The following is a 17,928-nucleotide window of genomic DNA, read 5'->3' as shown; positions in this document are numbered from 1 at the left end:
GCCTCGGCGGGAGAAAGATCGATTCTGGAGGAAAGATGTCCGACCCGCTGGACTGGAACAAGAACGTCATCAAGGAATTCCGTGAGAACGAGGGGAAGGTGGGCGGCCCGTTCGAGGGCGGCTCCCTGCTGCTTCTCACGACCACCGGGGCGAAGAGCGGCGAGCCGCGCACCTCGCCGCTCGCGTACGCGGTAGAGGACGGCAAGTACGTCGTCGTCGCGTCGTATGCCGGGGCCGACAAGAACCCCGCCTGGTACCACAACATCGTGGCGAACCCGAAGGTCACCATCGAGGTCGGCACGGAGAAGTTCGACGCGACCGCGACCATCGTGCTCGAAGACCGCGCCGAGCGCGACCGTCTCTACGCGAAGATGGTCAGCCTCATGCCGGGCTTCGCCGAGTACCAGGAGAAGACCGACCGGGTGATCCCGATCGTCACGCTCTCCCGCTGAGTCAGCGCGCGCCGCTGGGGGCCTCGACGGCCTCAGGCTTCTTCAGTTCGGCTTCGGCCGCACGCAGCGCCTTGCGCTCCTGGCGGCGCGCGATCAGCTTCTTGCCGGTGACGATCATCGGCTGCTCCACCCAGCGGTGGATCAGGTCCGCGATGCCCAGTCCGACCGCGAACACGGTCAGCGCGCTGATCATCCGGTGCTCGCCCAGCGGCGGGATGGCCGCGACCACGGCGAAGTGCACCGGTCCTTGCAGCAGGTAGAGCGAGTACGAGCGCTCACCGACGAAGCGCATCACCTTCGTCGCGAGCAGCCAGCGCAGCGGCCCCGGCGAGACCAGCACGACCAGCAACATCGCCGACAGCAGGCCGTAGGCGATCAACAGGCCCAGGTTGCTGCCGGTCTCCCACCACAGGCTTTCCATGTTGACGTGCAGCACCGCGAACGCGCCGAACACGGGGATCGCGGCAAGGGGATGGGTCAGCGGTTTGATCACCGCGTAGGACCGGCGGTAGTGCATCGCGATCGCCAGCACACAGCCGATCAGCAGGATCGCGTAGTGCACCGTCGACCGGTAGATCGGCACCTGCGGCCCGTTGAGCACCCAGCCGCTGGTGACCCCAACCAGCCCGGCCATCAGCGCGAACGCGGCGAACGCCAGCGCGAGCTTGCGCCAGGCCGCGGCCAGCCCGACCGCGCCCGCGACCACCAGCAGGAACGGCCAGACCAGGTAGAACTTCTCCTCGATGCCCAGCGTCCACGAGCCGCTGAAGAAGTTGTCCGGGCCCTTCGGGCTGCTGGCGGGGAAGAACTCGTTGAAGAACGTCAGATAGTACTTCAGCGCGTGCGGGAACTCGCGGGTGAAGAACTCGCCGCGCAACCACACGAACACGACGATCCCGCCGAGGATCACCAGGTACGGCGGCAGGATCCGGAACACCCGGCGCAGGTAGAACGCCGAAAGCGAGATCCGGCCGGTCCGGTCCTGCTCACGCAGCAGCAGCGTCGTGATCAGGAAACCGGACAGCACGAAGAAGATGTAGACACCGACCCAGCCGGAAAGCCAGCTCCACTTCGGACCCGCGAAGTGGAAGAGGATCACGATGGTGGCCGCGATCGCACGCAGCCCGTCGAGCGCGGGGAACCGACGCATGGCGAGGAACTCGTCATGGTCCAAAGTGCGCACAGTGCCCCCTAACGGCGGTATCGGCCCGGAAGTATACGGGTGCCATTCGCCGGTACGACGTTGTGCGTCAGCCGGAACCGGTTCGCCGGGTCGACGGCCGCCTTGACCTCGGCGAGGCGCCGCAGATCCGCCGGGGAATACACCTTGGACGCTTCCTCCGCCGGGTCACTCTCGCCGTAGACGAAGGTCAGGAGTTTGCCGGTCGACCAGGGCTTCAGCGCTTCGAACAGCTTCCCGTGCGCGCTCCGGATCTCCGCGATCGAAACGTCTTCCACTACGGACAGTGCCCGGACGGTGAAGCGGGCTTCGCGGTCCCAGTCGACGCCGGGGTGCTCGGGCACGTCGGACAGCGCGCCGCCGAGCAGGTCCAGCAGGACGACGGTCGGCACCGGGGCGCCCGGTCCGGCGTGTTCGAGGATCGCGTCGAGCATCGCGTCGTTCAGTTCGGACACGGTGGCGTTGTCGGCGCGGTAGCCGTGCGGGAACGGCGGCTCGTTCGCGATCTTGCCCGATTCGGTGAACGGGATCTCGGCGAGCGTGTCACCGAGCACCTTGGCGGCGGCGCGCAGCGGCGCGACCAGGCGTTCGCCCTCGGCGGCGTCGCCGAGGTACGCGATCCGGATCTGCGCGACGTGCTGCCCGCGCAGCGGCTCGGGCACCATCGGCAGGTCCGGCATCGGGACCATGGCCAGCGACGACGTCATCCCGCGCGGCATCTCCGCCGCCCAGTCACGCCAGGCGCGGAGCACCGCGGCCAGCGATTCGGTGCCGAATTGCAGGCTGCCGCCGTACAGCCGGGTGACCGGGACGAGCCGGAACTCGAGCGCGGTGACGATCCCGAAGTTGTCGCGGCCGCCACGCAGCGCCCAGAACAGGTCCTGTTCGGTGTCCGGGGTGGCGCGCCGGAGTTCGCCGTCGGCGGTCACGACCTCGATGGCGGTCACGCGGTCGGCGGCGAGGCCGTACTCGCGGCTGAGCAGGCTGAACCCGCCGCCGAGGGTGTAGCCGACGACGCCGACGCCGGGGAACGAGCCACTCAGCGGTGCCAGCCCGTGTTCGGCGGCCGCCTCGATGACCGCACCCCAGCGCACGCCCGCGTCGACGCGGGCGATGTCACCGTCGATCCGGATCCCGGTCATCCGCTGGGTGGTGACGAGGACGCCGCCCTCGAAGGGGACGCCAACGCCGTGCCCGGTCGAGTGGACCGCGATCGGGAGGTCGTGTTCGCCGGCGTACCGGACCGCTTCGACGACGTCGGCGGCCGAAGCCGCGGGCACGATCACGGCGGGACGTCGGGGGACGGCGGTCTGGAAGCCGGCGAGTTCGTTGTCGTAACCGGAATCGCCGGGGCGGAGCATCGTGGTCATGACACCAGCCTGGTCTCGATCCGGCCAGAAGTCCAAGATCTGGTTTGTCTGGCAACTAGAATCATCGGTTATGGAACTGCGTCAGCTCGAATACTTCGTCGCGGTGGCCGAGGAGGCGAACTTCACCCGGGCCGCCGAGCGGCTGCACGTCGCGCAGCCCGGCGTCAGCGCCCAGATCCGCCGTCTCGAACGCGAACTCGGGCAGCCGCTGCTGGACCGGTCGGCGCGGGCGGTGCGGCTGACCGAGGTCGGTGCCGCCGCGCTGCCGCACGCGCGGGCCGCGCTCGCCGCCGTCGCCGGGGTGCGGCAGGCGGTCGAGGAACTGACCGGGCTGGTCCGCGGGCAAGTCGCGATGGGCATGGTGTCCTCGCGCGGCCCGGTCAACCTGCCGGATCTGCTGGCGCGGTTCCACGAACACCATCCCGCGGTGGACATCACGCTCGCCGAAGCGACCTCCGACGTCCTGCTCGCGGGCGTCGCCGACGGCCGGTTCGACATCGCGCTGATCGGACTTTCCGGCGAACCGCCGCCGGGGATCGGCTTCGAGGTCGTCCTCGACGAGCCGCTCGTCGCGATCTCAGGCCCGGAGGATCCGCTCACCGCGCAGGCCACGATCACGCTGTCGGAACTGGAAAGCCGGTCGCTGGTGAGCCTGCCGAAGGGCACCGGAATGCGTGCGATCGTCGACGCGGCCTTCCTCGCCGACAGTGCGCGGCCGCGGGTGACGCTGGAGGCGGGTGATCCGAACGTCGTCGCCGAACTGGTCGGACGCGGGCTCGGCGTCGCCGTGGTGCCGATGTCGCTGGCGACGCACTACACGGAGTTGCACGCCATGGAGATCACGCGACCGGCCGGGCTGCGCGCGAAACTGGCGCTGGCCTGGCGGACGGAGGGGCCGGTCAGCCCCGCCGCCCGCGCGTTCATCAGTCAGGCACGGGCGCTGCTCGGTTTGTGAGCCGCCACAGCGCGGTCACCTCCCGCGCTACTGGAAGTCGGCGGCGTGGTCGGCCGCCCAGGCCTCGAAGTCCAGTCCCGGCCTGCCGGTGACGTCCTGGACGGTCGAGGTGACCTCGCTCGGTTCCGCCGCCAGTGCCCGGAACCCGGCGAGCATCGTGTCGACGATGAAGTCCGGCATCTTCGCGAGCATCGCCTCTCGTGCGGCCTCCAGTGGGATCTCCTCCCAGCGGGCCGGGCGGCCAGCGGCCTCGCCGATGATCCGGACCTGCTCGATCTGCGTGATCGGCCGCGTGCCGGTGAGGACGTACTTCGCCCCCGCGTGCCCAGTACCGGTCAGCGCCTCGACGGCCACCGCTGCCATGTCCTTTTCGTGGACCAGTGGCATCGACGCTTCGCCGTAGACCCCTCGGACGACGCCGTCCGCGCGGATCGCGGGCGCCCAGCCGAGGGTGTTCGTCGCGAACCCGTGCGGCCGCAGGAAAGTCCAGTCGACGCCCGCCGCTTCGATCGCCTCTTCGACGGTCCGGTGCCAGGCGCCGATGGGGTTGTCCTGCTCTGCCAAGGAATCGTCGACGGCACCCGAAGACAGGAACACCACTCGTTTCACGCGTTCGCCGAGCAGCGACACCGTGGGCAGGAGCGCCTCGGCGGACCCGTTGAGCATCAGGAACACCGTGTCGACGCCGTCGAGGGTCGGCGCGATCGTCTCGGGTTTCGTCAGGTCGCCGCGGACGCCGTCCGGCGGCGGGTTCCGGCTCAGCGGCCGGACCGGCACGTCCCGCGCCCGCAACTGGGCGACTACTTGCGCACCGACGTTGCCGGTGGCTCCGGCGACCAGGATCGGCTTCATGCCGCCACCGCCGAGACGATCGGGCGGTAGCGCTTGACGGACCCGCCCTCGGTCATGCCGGGGTAGGTCTGCACCTTCTTCCAGACGTCGGTCGTGCCGATGCCGTTCGCTCCGGGGGCGGCGAGCGCGGCGAGGTGTGCTTCGGCGCTGGTCCATTCCGCGTAGTTCAGTACGCGGGTCCCGTCGGTACTCACGTGGAAGTACCCCGAGACCCCGCCTTCCGGTCGCGCGGGTTCCGAGTCCAGCGCGGTGAAGACGAGGTCGATCCAGTCCCGCTGCCGCTGTTCGTCCGGCCCCTCGAACTCGACCGAGACGACCACGAGCGCGCCGGGGATCCCCTCGCCCCGGTTCCCGCGGTAGAGGCGGTAGACGGGTGCGCCGTCCAAGTTCTCGATGGCGTCTTCACTGGTCCACTGCTCGTAGGTGAAGGCGCCGTCGTGGTCGATTCCCTCGTACGCGGTGAAGGAGACGAGTCCTTCGCCCCCGCGCCGCTCGAACGCCTCGCGTGCGGCCTCGGCACTCGGCCACTCCCGCGCCACCGCCACCAGCTCCTCGTCCGGTGTCGGCCAATGTCCTTTATGGACGATCGTTCTCGTGATCCCCTGTTCCGTCATGCCTCCAGCATGAAACTTAAACAAGGGTTCAAGTCAAGCTAGGATCGTGGACATGTCCGAACCACCGGCCGAGCTGACCATCGGCGAGCTGGCCCAACGCAGCGGTGTCGCCACCTCCGCCCTGCGGTTCTACGAACGCCAGGGCCTCATCAGCAGCAGGCGAACCAGCGGAAACCAGCGCCGGTACCCCCGCGCCACGCTCCGCCTGGTCGCGTTCATCCGCGCGTCGCACCACCTCGGCATCCCCCTGGAGGTGATCGGCGCCGTACTCGACTTCCTGCCGGAGGGCGCCGCGCCGGACCAAGCGTTCTGGCAGCGTGCCTCCGAGTGCTGGAGCGCCGAACTCAACGAGCGCATCGCGAAACTGGAGTGTCTGCGCGACCGGTTCACCGAATGCATCGGCTGCGGCTGCCTGTCCTTCGAGCAGTGTGTGCTGGTCAATCCCGGTGACGTCCTCGCCGCCCAAGGTCCCGGCCCGGCCAGGCTGATCAACGACTGACCGCGGCCAGTTTCCGTTCCAGCAACCGCCGTTCGGCACTGTTCTCCGCCCGCCGGATCGCCGCCTCGTAGGCCTGTGCCGATTCCGCCGGGCGGCCGAGCCGGTGCAGCAGATCCGCGCGGATGGCGTGGTACAGGTGGTAGTCCTCCAGTTTCAGCTCGTCGATCGCGTCGAGTGCCGCGCCGGGGCCGTCCACCTCGGCCACCGCGACGGCGCGGTTGAGCGCGACGACCGGCGTCGGGTTCAGCGTCAGCAGCAGGTCGTACAGCTGCACGATCTGCGACCAGTCCGTGCTTTCCGCGCCGTCGGCGTCGCTGTGGACGGCGTTGATCGCCGCCTGGATCTGGTACGGACCGGGCTGGTTCCGCCGCAGGCAGGCACGGACCAGCGTCTGCCCTTCGGCGATCAACTCCCGGTTCCACCGTGACCGGTCCTGATCGGGCAGCAGGACGACGTCGCCGTCCTGGCCGGTGCGGGCGGCCCGGCGGGACTCGGTGAGCAGCATCAACGCCAGCAGCCCGGTGACCTCGGGTTCGTCGGGCATGAGGTCGGCGAGCAGCCTGCCGAGCCGGATCGCTTCGGCGCACAGGTCGTCGCGCACCAGCCGTTCGCCGGAGCTGGCCGTGTGCCCCTCGTTGAACACGAGGTAGACCACGGCGAGCACCGAACGCAGCCTGTCCGGCAGATCGGCGTCGCCCGGGACGCGGTACGGGATCTTCGCGTCGCGGATCTTGCCCTTCGCCCGGACCAGCCGTTGCGCCATCGTCGTCTCGGGGACGAAGAACGCGTGCGCGATCTCGCCGGTGGTCAGCCCGCCCAGCAGTTTCAGGGTCAGCGCGACCTGCGCGGTGACGGCCAGCGCGGGGTGGCAGCAGGTGAAGAGCAAGCGCAAGCGGTCGTCACGCACGGGTCCCTCCTCCGCTGGTTCGTCGACCGCGTGGACGAGCGCGGCCTGGGCGTGTTTGTCGTCGCGCGCGGCTTCGCGGCGCAACCGGTCGATGCCCTTGTTGCGGGCGGTCGTGATGATCCAGCCGGCCGGGCTCGGCGGCAGACCGGTGGACGGCCACCGGTCCACCGCCGCGGCGAAGGCGTCCTGGACCGCTTCCTCGGCGATGTCGATGCTGCCGAAGACGCGGACCAGGACCGCCACCGCGCGGCCGTACTCCTCGGTGAAGACGCGGCCGATGTCCTCATTGGTCAGGGGACGCACGAAGGGTCTTCCTCACCCTGGAACGGCCGGACCTCGATCGGCAGGCCGGTGATCTCGGCGATGCGGCGGCCCCAGTCGAGCGCGGCGTCCAGATCCGGCACCTCGACGACGGTGAACCCGCCCAGATGCTCCTTGCCCTCGGCGAACGGGCCGTCCGTCATCACGATGTCGCCGTTCTCCTTGGCCCGCAGCACGGTCGCCGTGGTCGGCGGGTGCAGCCCCGCGGCGAACACCCAGGCGCCCGCGGCCTGCATCTCGCCGTTGAGCGCCTGGAGCTTGCGAGCGATCGGCTCCAGGAATTCCGGCGGCGGGATGGGGCCGTCGGGTTGGTAGAGGCTGAGCAGGTACTGGGTCATGGCGTCCTCCTGTAGCGAAGCGGCTTGTCACCCTCTATACGAAGGGCTTCCCGCCGATTCGACAGCGGCGGCAAACTTTTTTCGAGGACACATCGTCGCAGGTCAGACCGTACCGCCGGGACGGGACACGTCGAACCGCGATCCCTCGGTCAGGCAGGCGGAGATCCGATGGACCTGCTGGCCGGAGCCACGGCCCTTCAACGCGGTCACGGCCCCGTCCTGACCGACTTCGCACGGATTGTTCTCGGTGCATTGCCCGCCGTCACGGTTGTGGGTGTTGTTGATGCCCATCACCGTGGTCTCGTCGGGGGTCAGCAGTACCGAACCGGAGTAGCCGGGCCTGCTCACGCAGGTGTCGCTCGGGGCGTAGCGCACCACCGCCCCTGATGCCGGGTCCGATGACCGTTCCGGCCAGCGCCCAGCCGCCACGCGAACGGACAAGGGCAGGTCCACCGGAGTCCGTCGTCCCCGGCCCGACGGGAGGATCGGCGCGGCCGACGCACAACGGCAAAGTGTGCCCGTCGTCGTCCCAGCACCGCTTGAGCGGCACGGGCCGGGCTCGCACGGGATTGCGCAGGTGTGCAGTACCGCGATGTCCTCGGCGGGCGGATTCGGTACCGCCGACGATGGCCGACGCGGGGACCGCGCCCGCCGTCGTCACGGTCAGCGCGAGCCCGGTGAGCAGCGCGAAGGATCGGATCGCATACGGCTCACGGTGGCCGCTCCTTGTCCGCGGACCGCGATGATCAGGTAACAGACTGGTACTGGCGGACCCAGGTCGAGCAGGCCATGCCAGCTCTCCGCGCGAGCCGGTTTCCTGGATTCCGGAAGCCGACAGCGAGTCCACTGAGGAGAGACAAATGACGAACACCCAGGCACGGCACTCCGGCAGGGTCGCCGTCGTCACCGGCGCGTCCAGCGGAATCGGCGAAGCGACCGCGCGGCGGCTCGCCGCCTCCGGTGCCGCGGTCGCGCTCATCGCCCGGCGGGCGGACCGGCTGGAGACACTGGCGAAGGAGATCGAACAGGACGGCGGAACGGCGCTGGTGATCGCGGCCGACGTCGCCGACGCCGACGCGATGCGCGCCGCGGCGACCGAGGTCGAAGCGAAACTGGGCCGGGCGGATCTGCTGTTCAACAACGCCGGCGTGATGCTGGCCGCGCCGATCGACGAACTCGCGACCGGTGACTGGCAGCGCATGATCGACGTCAACATGACCGGCCTGATGAACTCGATCGGCGCGTTCGTCCCGCATCTCGTCGCTTCGGCGGCGGAGAAGGGTGTCGCCGACCTGGTGAACACGTCGTCCATCGGCGCGCAGGCCATCTTCCCCTCCTTCGCCGTCTACGTCGCTTCGAAGGCGTACGTCACGCACCTGTCGAAGAACCTTCGCGCCGACCTCGGCCCGAAGGACGTGCGCGTCGCGGTGGTCGAGCCCGGTCTGGTCGACACCGAACTGCAAGGCCACGTCACCGACGCCGGCGCGAACGAGTGGCTGGACGGTGTGCGCGAGACGCTGACCTGGCTGGAGCCGGGTGACATCGCCGAGACCGTGGCGTTCCTGACGTCGCTCCCGGCGCGGGCCAACGTCCAGCAGATCACCGTGATGCCCACCGCTCAGGTCTGATCACGGGAACAGGATCCGGGCGATCGCGCGGGCGGCGGTGTCCGGATCCTCGAGGTGTTCGGCACGCAGCGCGCCGGTGAGCCACAGGTTCGCGAAGCCGTGCATGAGCGACCACGCGGCGACTCCAGCCATCGCGTCGTCGCTGACCGACGACGCGCCACTGGTCAGCAGGAGGCCTGCGCGGTCCCGGGCGACGGCCAGCGCCGCGTCGTCCGCACGGTGGAGTTCGGGGCGGAACATCACCTCGAAATGCGCGCGATGCTCGATCGCGAACCGCACGTAGGCCACCCCGACCTCGGCGAAGTCCCGCGTGCGTCCGCCCGCGGCGGCGAGCGCGTCCGCGAGCAGTCCGAATCCCTCGGCGGCCAGGGCGGTGAGCACTCCGGCCTTGTCACCGAAATGGTGCACCGGCCCGGCGTGCGAGACGCCCGCGCGCCGGGCGAGGTCGCGGAGGCTGATCCCAGCCGGACCGTGTTCGGTGATGGCCGCGACGGCGGCGTCGAGCACGGCCCGGCGAAGGTCGCCGTGGTGGTACGGACTCATGCCGATGAATCTAGTCATTGACAAGATGGCCCGCAACAGCGCATCTTGTCAGTGGAAAGTTTCGCTGCTCGGAGGGTTTGGTCATGGATCCCGGTCTCGTACCCGTACTGATGTTGGCCGCCGTCACGGCGACGTTGTCCCTGCTGGGGCTGGCGGGCGTCCGGCGCCTGAAGCCCTGGCCGGTGGCCGTGCGCGGCGGTGTCGCGGCACTGTTCGTCACGACAGGGCTCGCGCATTTCATCGGCATGCGCGAGGAACTCGTCGCGATGGTGCCGCCCGCGTTGCCCGCGCCCGCGCTGCTGGTCACCGTCACCGGTGTCCTCGAACTGGCGGGCGCCGCAGGGGTGTTGTGGTCGCGCACCGCGCCGTGGGCGGCCGCCGGGCTGACCGTTCTGCTGCTGGGGATGTTCCCGGCGAACGTGTACAAGGCGCTGAACGGGCCGGTGACGTCGGTGGTGGACGAACTGGTGCCGCGGAGCCTGATGCAGGTGGTCTTCCTCGCCGCGACGGTGTCTCTGGTGGCGCATTACGCGCGTACTCCGAACAGACCCTTTGCCCAAAGGAGACCTTAAGTCTTCCCCAAGTCCGGACCCCTCCCTTGAGAACCGCCCTACCATCTGAGAATGAAGATCTCATTGTGGATCGGATTCTGTGGGCTGTGCATCCTCGCCGGGCACATGCTTCTCGGTGCGGTGGGTCTCGTACTGCTGATGAGCTGTCTCCCGGCGGGGCGCGATCACGAATCCGGTGACAGAAAAGGGAAAACGCCCGCGCGGCTGGCCTGAGGAAAGCCTCAGCCGAGTGAGCTCGCGAAAGCGAGCGCGCCCAGAACCGGAACGGTGATCGCCGCGATCACCACCGTCCGGCGGCCCGGTTTGGGACTTTCCAGAAATGCGCCGATACCGGCCGGAACCAACGCGACGCAAAGGCCGGCGGTGCCGATGATCGACACGATTTCGGTTCCTTTCAACACGCCGAGCGGCAGCAGTCCCATCGTCGCCAGCCCGATCGACTGGACGACGCCGAGCGCTTTCGCGCGATAGGCGGCGAAGGCCAGCACGTACCAGCCGAACATGATCGTGAACGACAGGAAACTGAACAGATGCAGATCCTGATATGACTCACTGACCACGCTCTCGGCGAAACCAGCGCCACGCCGGGTGGCGAGCCCCATCGCGGCCTGGTCGATCCCGGCATGGAAGGTCCGCTCGAAGAGTCCAATGAGGACGAACAGGCCACCCCAGGCGGCCAGCGCCGGCTTGGTGCGCCCGATCTTCGTCGCGAGCGCGATGATCGCGGGGAACAGCAGGACGTTGCCCGCCAGGAAACACGTGTAGGCGGCCGTCATCAGGCCGGGATGGTCGCTCATCGCCCTGAGCTGGTCGGGGAAGAAGAAAGTGAAGCGCGCCCGCAACAGTGTGCCGGTGAGCAGCAGGACCGGGCCGAGGACCATCGAGACCGCGGCGACGCGGCGGCCGGGGAAGACGTAGTCGGTTTCCATGCCGGTGAGCCTGCCGATCCGGGCGCGGGAGCGGATCGGCTCACGGTCCGATTCGTGGCCTCAGACCGTGGGTGGACTCGTGCGTGGTTTTGGGTTCGGTGCTAGGGCGGTGATCGCCGTTTATCGGCAATGAGTCGGGCCGGTGGTCCGGGCTGGGATCCGCTCGCGGGTCACGGATCGTGGTCCAGGTGCGTCGGCCCTGGATCCCGGCCTCGTGTATGAGCCACTCGACCCGTTTGCCGCGTGCACCGCGGAGAGCCGTAGGTGCCTCGTGAATCGGCATGGATTTGTTCGATAGGACCCGGCGGAAGCATTATGTTCGTGAGCGGTACGGCAAGAGCGATGGCCGATTTTCGGCAACGGGCTCGGAACGGTGGCGGAGGACCGACCGTACGTGGCCGGTCCAGTGACAACTGTTCGGCTGATGAAATGACCGACGACTGTGCGTGACGTGGAAGGATGCGTAGCCGATTTTCGGCAATAGGTTCAGAACGAGCGGAGGACCGACTGTACGTCGCCGGTCCAGTGACAGCTGTTCGCTGATGACGCTGGGATCGTGAGCGGTACAGGAAGAGCGATAGCCGAATATCGGCAACGGACAACGGTTCCATTGTGGAACGACCGGCGGCCGCGCAGCTGGCAGCACCGGGTCCGTTCGTGAGCGGTACGGGAGAGCGGTGGCCGATTTTCGGCAACGGGGTGGGCGGTGGCGGGCCTGACTCGCGCGTACAAGACCTGTAGCCGTTTTTCGGCAACAAGGGTCAGAACGGTGGCGGTTCGTCGGCGAGAGGTCTTCGGCTGCGGGGTTCGTGCAGGGGCGGGGGCGTGCTGTCGTAACGGCGCCCGGTGGGGGTGGTGATGGTGAGGGTGCCGTCGGAGGCGAGCTGGTAGGTCCAGCCGGGTTCGTCTTTCAGCCGGTGGTCGCGGCGGCAGAAGCTGACGAGGTCGTCGGCGTCGGTGTGGCCGCCGTGTTGCCAGGGCACCGAATGGTCGAGGTCGCAGGCTTGGGCAGGCCGGTGGCAGCCAGGTCTTCGGCACTCACGATCCCGCACCCGGACGAACTCGCCGAGTCCCGCGGTGGGCCGGTACCGGTCCCGGCCCAGGTCCAGCACTTGCCCGGACAACGGGTCGGTGATGATCCGGCGCAGCACGGTGTTGGGTCCGGTCGCGATATGCCGGGCGAGTGAGGCGGGGAGGTGACCGTGCCCGGCCAGTTCCGCGGGGTCATCATTCAGCCCGAGGTAGGTGAACAGGTCCATGTAGAGGAATACCTCCGTGCGTTCACTCACCCCGCCCTGTCCGCCGAGGAGGAGGTCGAGGGCGACGTCGGCACGCAACTGATCCAGGGTGCGGGTTTCGTCGCCGGTTTTGAGGGCCCGTGCTTGACGATCGATCCGGGTGTAGGCGGCGTTCACCTTTTCGACAGGGCCGTCTTCGACCTCGATCGACGCCACCCCGGTCTCACCCTGCCGCACTGCCAACCGACGGCCTTCGCGATGGTGTTCACACCGCTTATCCGCACCCTCACGGTCCACCGTGGACGCCGCGTGACTCGCCGCTTTCCGGATCTGCTCGGAATTCTTCCCCGGCAACCGTTCCTCCAGCAGAGCATCCGCGGCCAGGGCGTCCTCGTCCGACAGCCACGCGGTGGCGGCGGCGACTTTCATCGCCCCGAACCCACTCACCTTCCCCTGATCCATCAGGTTCAGGGTGCGGGGAAGGCGGGTGGTCAACGCGTCGGCGGCAGCGACCATCTCACCCGCATGACTGTCCATAACGGACAGTGCGAAGGCGACTTCCTGCGTCACACTCCGCGCGCCCTCACGATGCCGATTCAGCTGCGCCAGCGCCCGGAACCGGACCGCTTCCAACCGCGCGATCCCCTCCGACGCCGCAACTGCCACAGCAACGGAATCCCTGTCATCCAAGAACTTCAACGGTGTATTGATTTCCTCCAAGACTCTCGGGTCGGTTGTGTGTTCGAGTAGCGCCACAGAGGTGGCTTTGTGAATGTCCACGCAAAGGAACCTACAACCGGCCACCGACAATTTCTGATCATGCGACCACGACTGTTCGGCGCGTTCAGTTCGTGTCGAGTGCGATCGCGACGTCGCCGATCGACAGCGGGAAGTCGCCGACCTTGCTCGCCGCGCCAGCAGGTTGAGTACAACGAAAGCGGTCGCCGACAGTTTCCGATCATGCGACCACGACTGTTCGGTGCCCGGCCAAAGACCGAACACCGAACACCGAACAGCGCGACCCCGTCAGTTCGTGTCGAGTGCGACAGCGACGTCCCCGATCGGCAGCGGGAAGACGCCGACCTTGCTCGCCGCACCGGTCAGCAGGTTGATGGTGGAGAACGTCGACGGCGAGCCGCTCGGCGGGTTGAGTACGGCGAAAGCGGTCGCCGAGACCGTTTTGCCGTTGGTCAGGTCGCTGTAGATGTCGAAGCCCGCGAGCGGGCCGGTGTCGAAGCCGAGCGCGCCGGTCGGGGCCAGGAAACCGTTGTTGGCCGGCGATTGGACGAACACCTGGTCGCTGTTCGTGCCGATGACGAACAGGGTGGTCGCGGTGTCGGGGTTGAGGTCGTTGTTCGTGTAGGCGGCGGCCGTGACGCCCCGGGTGGGCCCGCCCAGCGGCGGCGTGGTCAGGATGGTGTCTTCGGCCGTGGTGTGGCCGCCGAGGTCGTGCCGCAGGTTCTGGCCGTAGTCGCTGATCACCCGCAGCCGGTCGGCGGCCGGGTTGAAGTCGACGCCGAAGTTCGTGCCGTACAAGGGAACGCTGAGTTGCGAGACCTTCGTGACGATGACGTCGGGTGCCTGGGGCGGGACCTTGATCGTGTAGATGCAGCCCTTGTTCCCCACGCCGTACAGCAGGCCGTTCTGTACCCGGAAGTCGATCCCGATCAGGCTCGTCTCCCCGCAGGTGAGCCCCTGTACGAGCCGGACCCAGTCGAGTACCTCGGGTCTGTCGGTGGAGAACATGGCCATCAGTTTGCCGTCCGTCGAGATCGCGTACGCCTTCAGACCGGCGGCCTGTGCCGAACTTCCGCTCGCGGTCCCGACCACGAGCGCCGCGGTGACGGTCACCGTGGTGGCCGCAGCGATCAAGGCCTTCTTGAGTCGTGCCCTCATCCGTACTCCCCTCACTGGAGAAACTGTGCGGCACAAGCTAATCGGTGGCTCTGGACGACCATTGGACGTCGATTGGACCCGGCGTCCGGCGGATTGCGGCCGCGGGGAATCGGCGGAACAGTGGGGGGACAGCGGATTCAGGGGGAGCGATGACGATCAAGAACGCCGCCGGTGTGATGGTTCTCTTCGCCGGCCTCACGTTCGTCGCGGAAGGTGAGGCGAACGCGGCGCGGGACTGTGCCTCCGGCGTCAAGACCATCAAACCGGTCGTCCTCGAAACGCCGGGGAAGTGGACCTACACCTACGGTCTTTCCTGGTGCGCGGACGGCGGAACGGTCACGTGGGCCGAGCCGTCGGTGACGCCGCGGGTGCACGACGTGGCCTGCCGCTGGGCGGGCCGGATCGAGGAATCGGTGCGCCCGGTTCCGGACAGCGTCACCTGGAGCGCGTACGACATGGGCGAGTTCTCCTGCCGGGACAACGCGGGCAAGGAACACGGCGTCAACCCGTGGGTCGTCGTCACCTTCGACCCGGCGGGCGGATACGACACCCGCAGCGGGATAGCCGCGGCCTAGGCGCGGATCGACTCGACAGCGGCCGACGCCCGTCTTCGCAGCGCGCGGTAGCCGGCCCGTTCGGCCAGTGCGAGGGCTTGGCGAGCCTGGCCGAGGTCGCCGGTGGCGGTGGCGAGCCCGATGAGTGCGTCGACCTCGGGGTACCGGTCGCCGGTTTCCCGCAGCAGGGCCAAGGCCTGCCGGTACCGGCGGACGGCGTCCTGCCGATGCCCCGCGCGGTGATGCACGACGGCGAGCGCGACCAGCGCTTCGCCCTCTCCGCGCGGTTCGCCGGTCTCCCGCGCCAGCCGCAGCCCGTCGCGCGCGTGGTCGAGCGCGTCGGTGAGACGGCCGAGATCGCAGTACACCGAGGCGAGCCTGCCGAGCGTTTCCGCCTCCCCGGCGCGATTCCCGGCGTCGCGGTGCAGGGTGAGCGCCTCGGCGAGCAGTCCGGCCGCTTCGGTTGCCCGGCCGCGAGCGTGCTGCACCTGCCCGAGGTTGCTCAGGTTGATCGCCTCCCCGTAACGCGAGCCGATCCGGCGATACCGGCGCAGGGCGCGGGCGTAATGCTCGGCCGCCCGCGGTAGATCGCCCATCTCCCAATGGACCAGCCCCAGATTGCCGAGCGCGACGGCTTCTCCGGCGGGCCTGCCCGCTCGTCTGCTCAACTCAAGTGCCCGGGAGAACCGCACCGCGGCGGCCGGAAGCCGTCCGGACTGCCAGTACGCGCAACCGAGGTTGCCCAGCACCGCGGCCTGCGCCTCCACCCAGTCCGCCCGCCGGGCGAGCACGAGCGCGCCGGTGTAGCGCCGGACGGCCTCCCGGTATCGCCCCTGACGGAAACTCAGGTCGGCAAGACTGAACCGGGCGGCCGCGCGGGCGCGGAGATCGCCGTCCTCTTCGGCGGCGGACAGCGCGGCCCCGGCGGCCGCCCGCCATTCCACCTGGCGCAAGGACATCCAGAAGTAGCCGCGCAGCGCGTCGGCCAGCAGCCAGGCCACCGGACGCGGCCCGTTCCGCGCCGCGTCCTCGACGACGGCGACGACGTTGGCCAGCTCGGTCTCCAACCAGTCCGCCGCGGCGACGGGAATAGGACCGTCCGGCACGGACAGCGGGATACGGAACATGTGCGGGTAAACGATTTTCGCCGCGTGGTCGACGGCACGCAGGTACCACTCGTGCAACCGGCGGCGGGCGGATTCGCGTTCGGCCGGGGATTCCCGTGACTCCAGGCGATCGGCCGCATAACGCCGGAGCAGGTCATGGAACCGGTAGCGATCCGGCGCGTGCTGCTCGACCAGATGCGCGCCCGCGAGCGTGTCCAGCATCCGGCTCGCCTGGTCCGTACCACTGAGGATTTCCACCGCTTCGACGCCGATGTCGTTGCCCGGCACCAGGCTCAACAGCCGGAACAATCGCCGCGTCTCCGCGGGCAATGCCGAGTAAGAGAGGTCGAAGGCGGTACGGACGGCGATCTGTTCGTCACCGGGAACCGTGAGCGCGGCGAGCAGATTGCCCTTGCGCAACTCGATGGCGTAGTCCTCGATGCCGTTCCCGGGATTGTCGGCGAGGTTGGCGGCAGCGATCCGCAGGGCCAGCGGCAGATACGCGCACAGTCCGGCCACCTCGGCGGCTGCTTCGCGTTCGGCGCGGACACGCTCGGCGCCGAGCAGCCGCGCGAGCAATTCGAGTGCTTCACCGGGATCGAGCATGTCCAGGGTGAGTCGCCGGGCGCCGTGCAGGGCGACCAGGCCGGTCATCCGGTCGCGGGCGGTCACCAGCACCAGGCAGCCGGGTCCGGCTGGCAGCAAAGGCCGGACCTGATCGGCGGTGTCGACGTTGTCCAGCAGTACCAAGGCCTTCCGGTCGGTCATCAACGTCCGGTACAGCGCGGACGCGGTCTCGGTGTCCGCGGGCAGCCGTTCGGCGGGGACCTCCAGCGCGGACAGGAACCGGGTGAGCACTTCGAGTGCCGTCGCCGACGGGGCGGGCGAATGGCCGCGCAGGTTCGCGTAGAACTGCCCGTCAGGGAACCGGTTCTTCACCCGGTGCGCCCAGTGCACGGCGAGCGCGGTCTTCCCGGCACCCGCGGTTCCCGTGACGGCCGCGATCGCCACCGTGCCACCGGAACCTGTCGCCCTCGGCACCAGTTCGTCCAAAATGGACAGTTCGATGGCCCGGCCGGTGAACCCGGGTGGTTCGGCGGGCAACTGCCGCGGGACGCGAGCGGCGGGACGCGGGTTCGCGGGCGGTTCCCCTTCATCGAGGAGGGCCGCGTGCGCGGCGAGGAGTTCGGGTCCGGGTTCGACCCCCAGTTCTTCGACGAGCCGCTCGCGAACCTCCTGGTAGAGCCGGAAAGCCGTCGCCCGCTGGCCCGCGCCGTGGTACGCGCGGATGAGCCGGGCCTGTGCGGGTTCGTCCAGCGGCTGATCCGCGGCGGCTTCGACCAGTTCCGTCAGCACCTCGCGGGCGGCGCCGATGGCGAGCATCGCGTCGCCGTACCCGGCGAGCAGCGAACGGCGTTCCGCGGCCAGGGACACGACCTTCGGATGCGTTGCGAGCAAAGGGAGATCGGCCAGCGGTTTGCCGCGCCACCAGCGCAGGGCCTCGCCGAAAAGGGCCGCGGCACGGCCTGTTTCGCCGTCGCGCCGGGCGTCGTTCGCCTCGGCGACGAGCCTGCGGACGTGGGGAAGGTCGACGTCGACAGCGTCCCAGCGCACCGCGTAACCGCCGCCGACGTGCGGCAGGATCTCGCTCCCGGATCGGGCCGGGCGGTCGGGTTCCAGCAGCCGCCGAAGGTGTTTGACGTGCGTCTGGAGGACGTTCACCGCACTGCGTGGCGGCCGTTCGCCCCAGAGCGCGTCCATCAGGTCCTGCTTGGACATCGCCTCGCCGCCGGCGAGCACCAGCAAGCCCAGTACGGCCCGGCGGCCGGGTGGGCCCAGTTCGAGTTCCGTACCGCCGTGCCACACGCGCAGCGAACCCAGCACCTGGATCCGCACTACCGTCGGCGCCACCGATGGGAACGTAGTGAGCCATCCCGCGCCGCACAAGGACGAACCGCGGAATGGGCCCCGCTG

Annotated in this window: 19 protein-coding genes; 7 read left to right on the top strand and 12 right to left on the bottom strand. The window is 68.9% G+C overall.

The window, feature by feature from the left end:
* The first annotated feature begins 35 nt into the window (after window positions 1-35).
* Window positions 36-452 carry a nitroreductase family deazaflavin-dependent oxidoreductase gene (locus ACLARN_RS23965; protein WP_409493696.1) on the top strand — a complete coding sequence of 139 codons (417 nt, stop codon included), beginning with the start codon at window positions 36-38 and terminating at the stop codon, window positions 450-452.
* A gap of 1 nt (window position 453) precedes the next feature.
* Here the strand turns inward: ACLARN_RS23965 and ACLARN_RS23960 are convergent, their stop codons facing one another.
* Window positions 454-1,635 carry an acyltransferase family protein gene (locus ACLARN_RS23960; protein ID WP_409493695.1) on the bottom strand — a complete coding sequence of 394 codons (1,182 nt, stop codon included), beginning with the start codon at window positions 1,633-1,635 and terminating at the stop codon, window positions 454-456.
* 8 nt (window positions 1,636-1,643) lie between these two features.
* Window positions 1,644-3,002, bottom strand: coding sequence for an FAD-binding oxidoreductase (locus ACLARN_RS23955; protein ID WP_409493694.1), 1,359 nt, complete (start codon window positions 3,000-3,002; stop codon window positions 1,644-1,646).
* A 70-nt stretch (window positions 3,003-3,072) separates the two neighbouring features.
* Between ACLARN_RS23955 and ACLARN_RS23950 the strand changes: the two genes are divergently transcribed.
* Complete coding sequence (locus tag ACLARN_RS23950) at window positions 3,073-3,957, top strand: LysR family transcriptional regulator (protein WP_409493693.1); 885 nt, start codon at window positions 3,073-3,075, stop codon at window positions 3,955-3,957.
* A 27-nt stretch (window positions 3,958-3,984) separates the two neighbouring features.
* Here the strand turns inward: ACLARN_RS23950 and ACLARN_RS23945 are convergent, their stop codons facing one another.
* Window positions 3,985-4,809: an NAD(P)H-binding protein gene (locus tag ACLARN_RS23945; RefSeq protein WP_409493692.1), complete on the bottom strand. Its 825-nt coding sequence runs from the start codon at window positions 4,807-4,809 to the stop codon at window positions 3,985-3,987.
* Window positions 4,806-5,423 (bottom strand): hypothetical protein, encoded by a 618-nt coding sequence (locus ACLARN_RS23940; protein WP_409493691.1) that lies wholly within the window; start codon window positions 5,421-5,423, stop codon window positions 4,806-4,808. The genes ACLARN_RS23945 and ACLARN_RS23940 overlap by 4 nt, the downstream gene beginning before the upstream one ends.
* 52 nt (window positions 5,424-5,475) lie before the next feature.
* On the opposite strand from ACLARN_RS23940, the gene soxR reads away from it, so the two are divergent.
* Window positions 5,476-5,922 carry a redox-sensitive transcriptional activator SoxR gene (soxR, locus tag ACLARN_RS23935; RefSeq protein WP_409493690.1) on the top strand — a complete coding sequence of 149 codons (447 nt, stop codon included), beginning with the start codon at window positions 5,476-5,478 and terminating at the stop codon, window positions 5,920-5,922.
* Here soxR and ACLARN_RS23930 read toward each other — a convergent pair.
* The 3 genes from ACLARN_RS23930 to ACLARN_RS23920 all read right to left on the bottom strand — a co-directional run bounded on the left by ACLARN_RS23930 (window position 5,912) and on the right by ACLARN_RS23920 (window position 7,863).
* Complete coding sequence (locus tag ACLARN_RS23930) at window positions 5,912-7,132, bottom strand: RNA polymerase sigma factor (protein WP_409493689.1); 1,221 nt, start codon at window positions 7,130-7,132, stop codon at window positions 5,912-5,914. The genes soxR and ACLARN_RS23930 overlap by 11 nt on opposite strands.
* On the bottom strand, window positions 7,120-7,488 hold the full coding sequence (locus ACLARN_RS23925) for a YciI family protein (RefSeq protein WP_409493688.1): 369 nt from the start codon (window positions 7,486-7,488) through the stop codon (window positions 7,120-7,122). Before ACLARN_RS23925 ends, ACLARN_RS23930 begins: the two co-directional genes overlap by 13 nt.
* A 102-nt stretch (window positions 7,489-7,590) precedes the next feature.
* Window positions 7,591-7,863 carry a hypothetical protein gene (locus ACLARN_RS23920; RefSeq protein ID WP_409493687.1) on the bottom strand — a complete coding sequence of 91 codons (273 nt, stop codon included), beginning with the start codon at window positions 7,861-7,863 and terminating at the stop codon, window positions 7,591-7,593.
* Window positions 7,864-8,348: 485 nt separating this feature from the next.
* On the opposite strand from ACLARN_RS23920, the gene ACLARN_RS23915 reads away from it, so the two are divergent.
* Window positions 8,349-9,116: an SDR family oxidoreductase gene (locus ACLARN_RS23915; protein WP_409493686.1), complete on the top strand. Its 768-nt coding sequence runs from the start codon at window positions 8,349-8,351 to the stop codon at window positions 9,114-9,116.
* On the opposite strand, the gene ACLARN_RS23910 is transcribed toward ACLARN_RS23915, so the two are convergent.
* A complete protein-coding gene (locus ACLARN_RS23910) occupies window positions 9,117-9,659 on the bottom strand; it encodes a TetR/AcrR family transcriptional regulator (protein ID WP_409493685.1) in 543 nt (180 codons plus the stop codon).
* A gap of 83 nt (window positions 9,660-9,742) precedes the next feature.
* Between ACLARN_RS23910 and ACLARN_RS23905 the strand changes: the two genes are divergently transcribed.
* Window positions 9,743-10,231, top strand: a complete 489-nt coding sequence (locus ACLARN_RS23905; protein ID WP_409493684.1) for a DoxX family protein — start codon at window positions 9,743-9,745, stop codon at window positions 10,229-10,231.
* A 51-nt stretch (window positions 10,232-10,282) separates the two neighbouring features.
* The gene (locus tag ACLARN_RS23900; RefSeq protein ID WP_158075769.1) at window positions 10,283-10,444 is read left to right on the top strand and encodes a hypothetical protein; all 162 of its coding nucleotides are present in this window, start codon (window positions 10,283-10,285) and stop codon (window positions 10,442-10,444) included.
* An 8-nt stretch (window positions 10,445-10,452) separates the two neighbouring features.
* On the opposite strand, the gene ACLARN_RS23895 is transcribed toward ACLARN_RS23900, so the two are convergent.
* The 3 genes from ACLARN_RS23895 to ACLARN_RS23885 form a co-directional block, all read right to left on the bottom strand.
* The gene (locus tag ACLARN_RS23895; RefSeq protein ID WP_409493683.1) at window positions 10,453-11,160 is read right to left on the bottom strand and encodes a hypothetical protein; all 708 of its coding nucleotides are present in this window, start codon (window positions 11,158-11,160) and stop codon (window positions 10,453-10,455) included.
* A 761-nt stretch (window positions 11,161-11,921) separates the two neighbouring features.
* Entirely contained in the window at window positions 11,922-13,154 is a 1,233-nt protein-coding gene (locus ACLARN_RS23890; RefSeq protein WP_409493784.1) for a DUF222 domain-containing protein, read from the bottom strand.
* A gap of 270 nt (window positions 13,155-13,424) precedes the next feature.
* On the bottom strand, window positions 13,425-14,294 hold the full coding sequence (locus ACLARN_RS23885; RefSeq protein WP_409493682.1) for a DUF4394 domain-containing protein: 870 nt from the start codon (window positions 14,292-14,294) through the stop codon (window positions 13,425-13,427).
* Window positions 14,295-14,443: 149 nt separating this feature from the next.
* Here ACLARN_RS23885 and ACLARN_RS23880 point away from each other — a divergent pair, with 149 nt between their 5' ends.
* Window positions 14,444-14,869 carry a hypothetical protein gene (locus ACLARN_RS23880; protein WP_409493681.1) on the top strand — a complete coding sequence of 142 codons (426 nt, stop codon included), beginning with the start codon at window positions 14,444-14,446 and terminating at the stop codon, window positions 14,867-14,869.
* Here the strand turns inward: ACLARN_RS23880 and ACLARN_RS23875 are convergent.
* Window positions 14,866-17,865 carry a tetratricopeptide repeat protein gene (locus ACLARN_RS23875; protein ID WP_409493680.1) on the bottom strand — a complete coding sequence of 1,000 codons (3,000 nt, stop codon included), beginning with the start codon at window positions 17,863-17,865 and terminating at the stop codon, window positions 14,866-14,868. The two genes, ACLARN_RS23880 and ACLARN_RS23875, sit on opposite strands and share 4 nt — an antisense overlap.
* Window positions 17,866-17,928: the final 63 nt, after the last annotated feature.

Origin of the sequence: Amycolatopsis sp. cmx-11-12 (genome assembly GCF_046269425.1) — a bacterium.
Classification (GTDB): Bacteria; Actinomycetota; Actinomycetes; order Mycobacteriales; family Pseudonocardiaceae; genus Amycolatopsis.
Note: the sequence above shows the minus strand (reverse complement) of the source record. Positions and strands in the feature narration are given on the sequence as shown.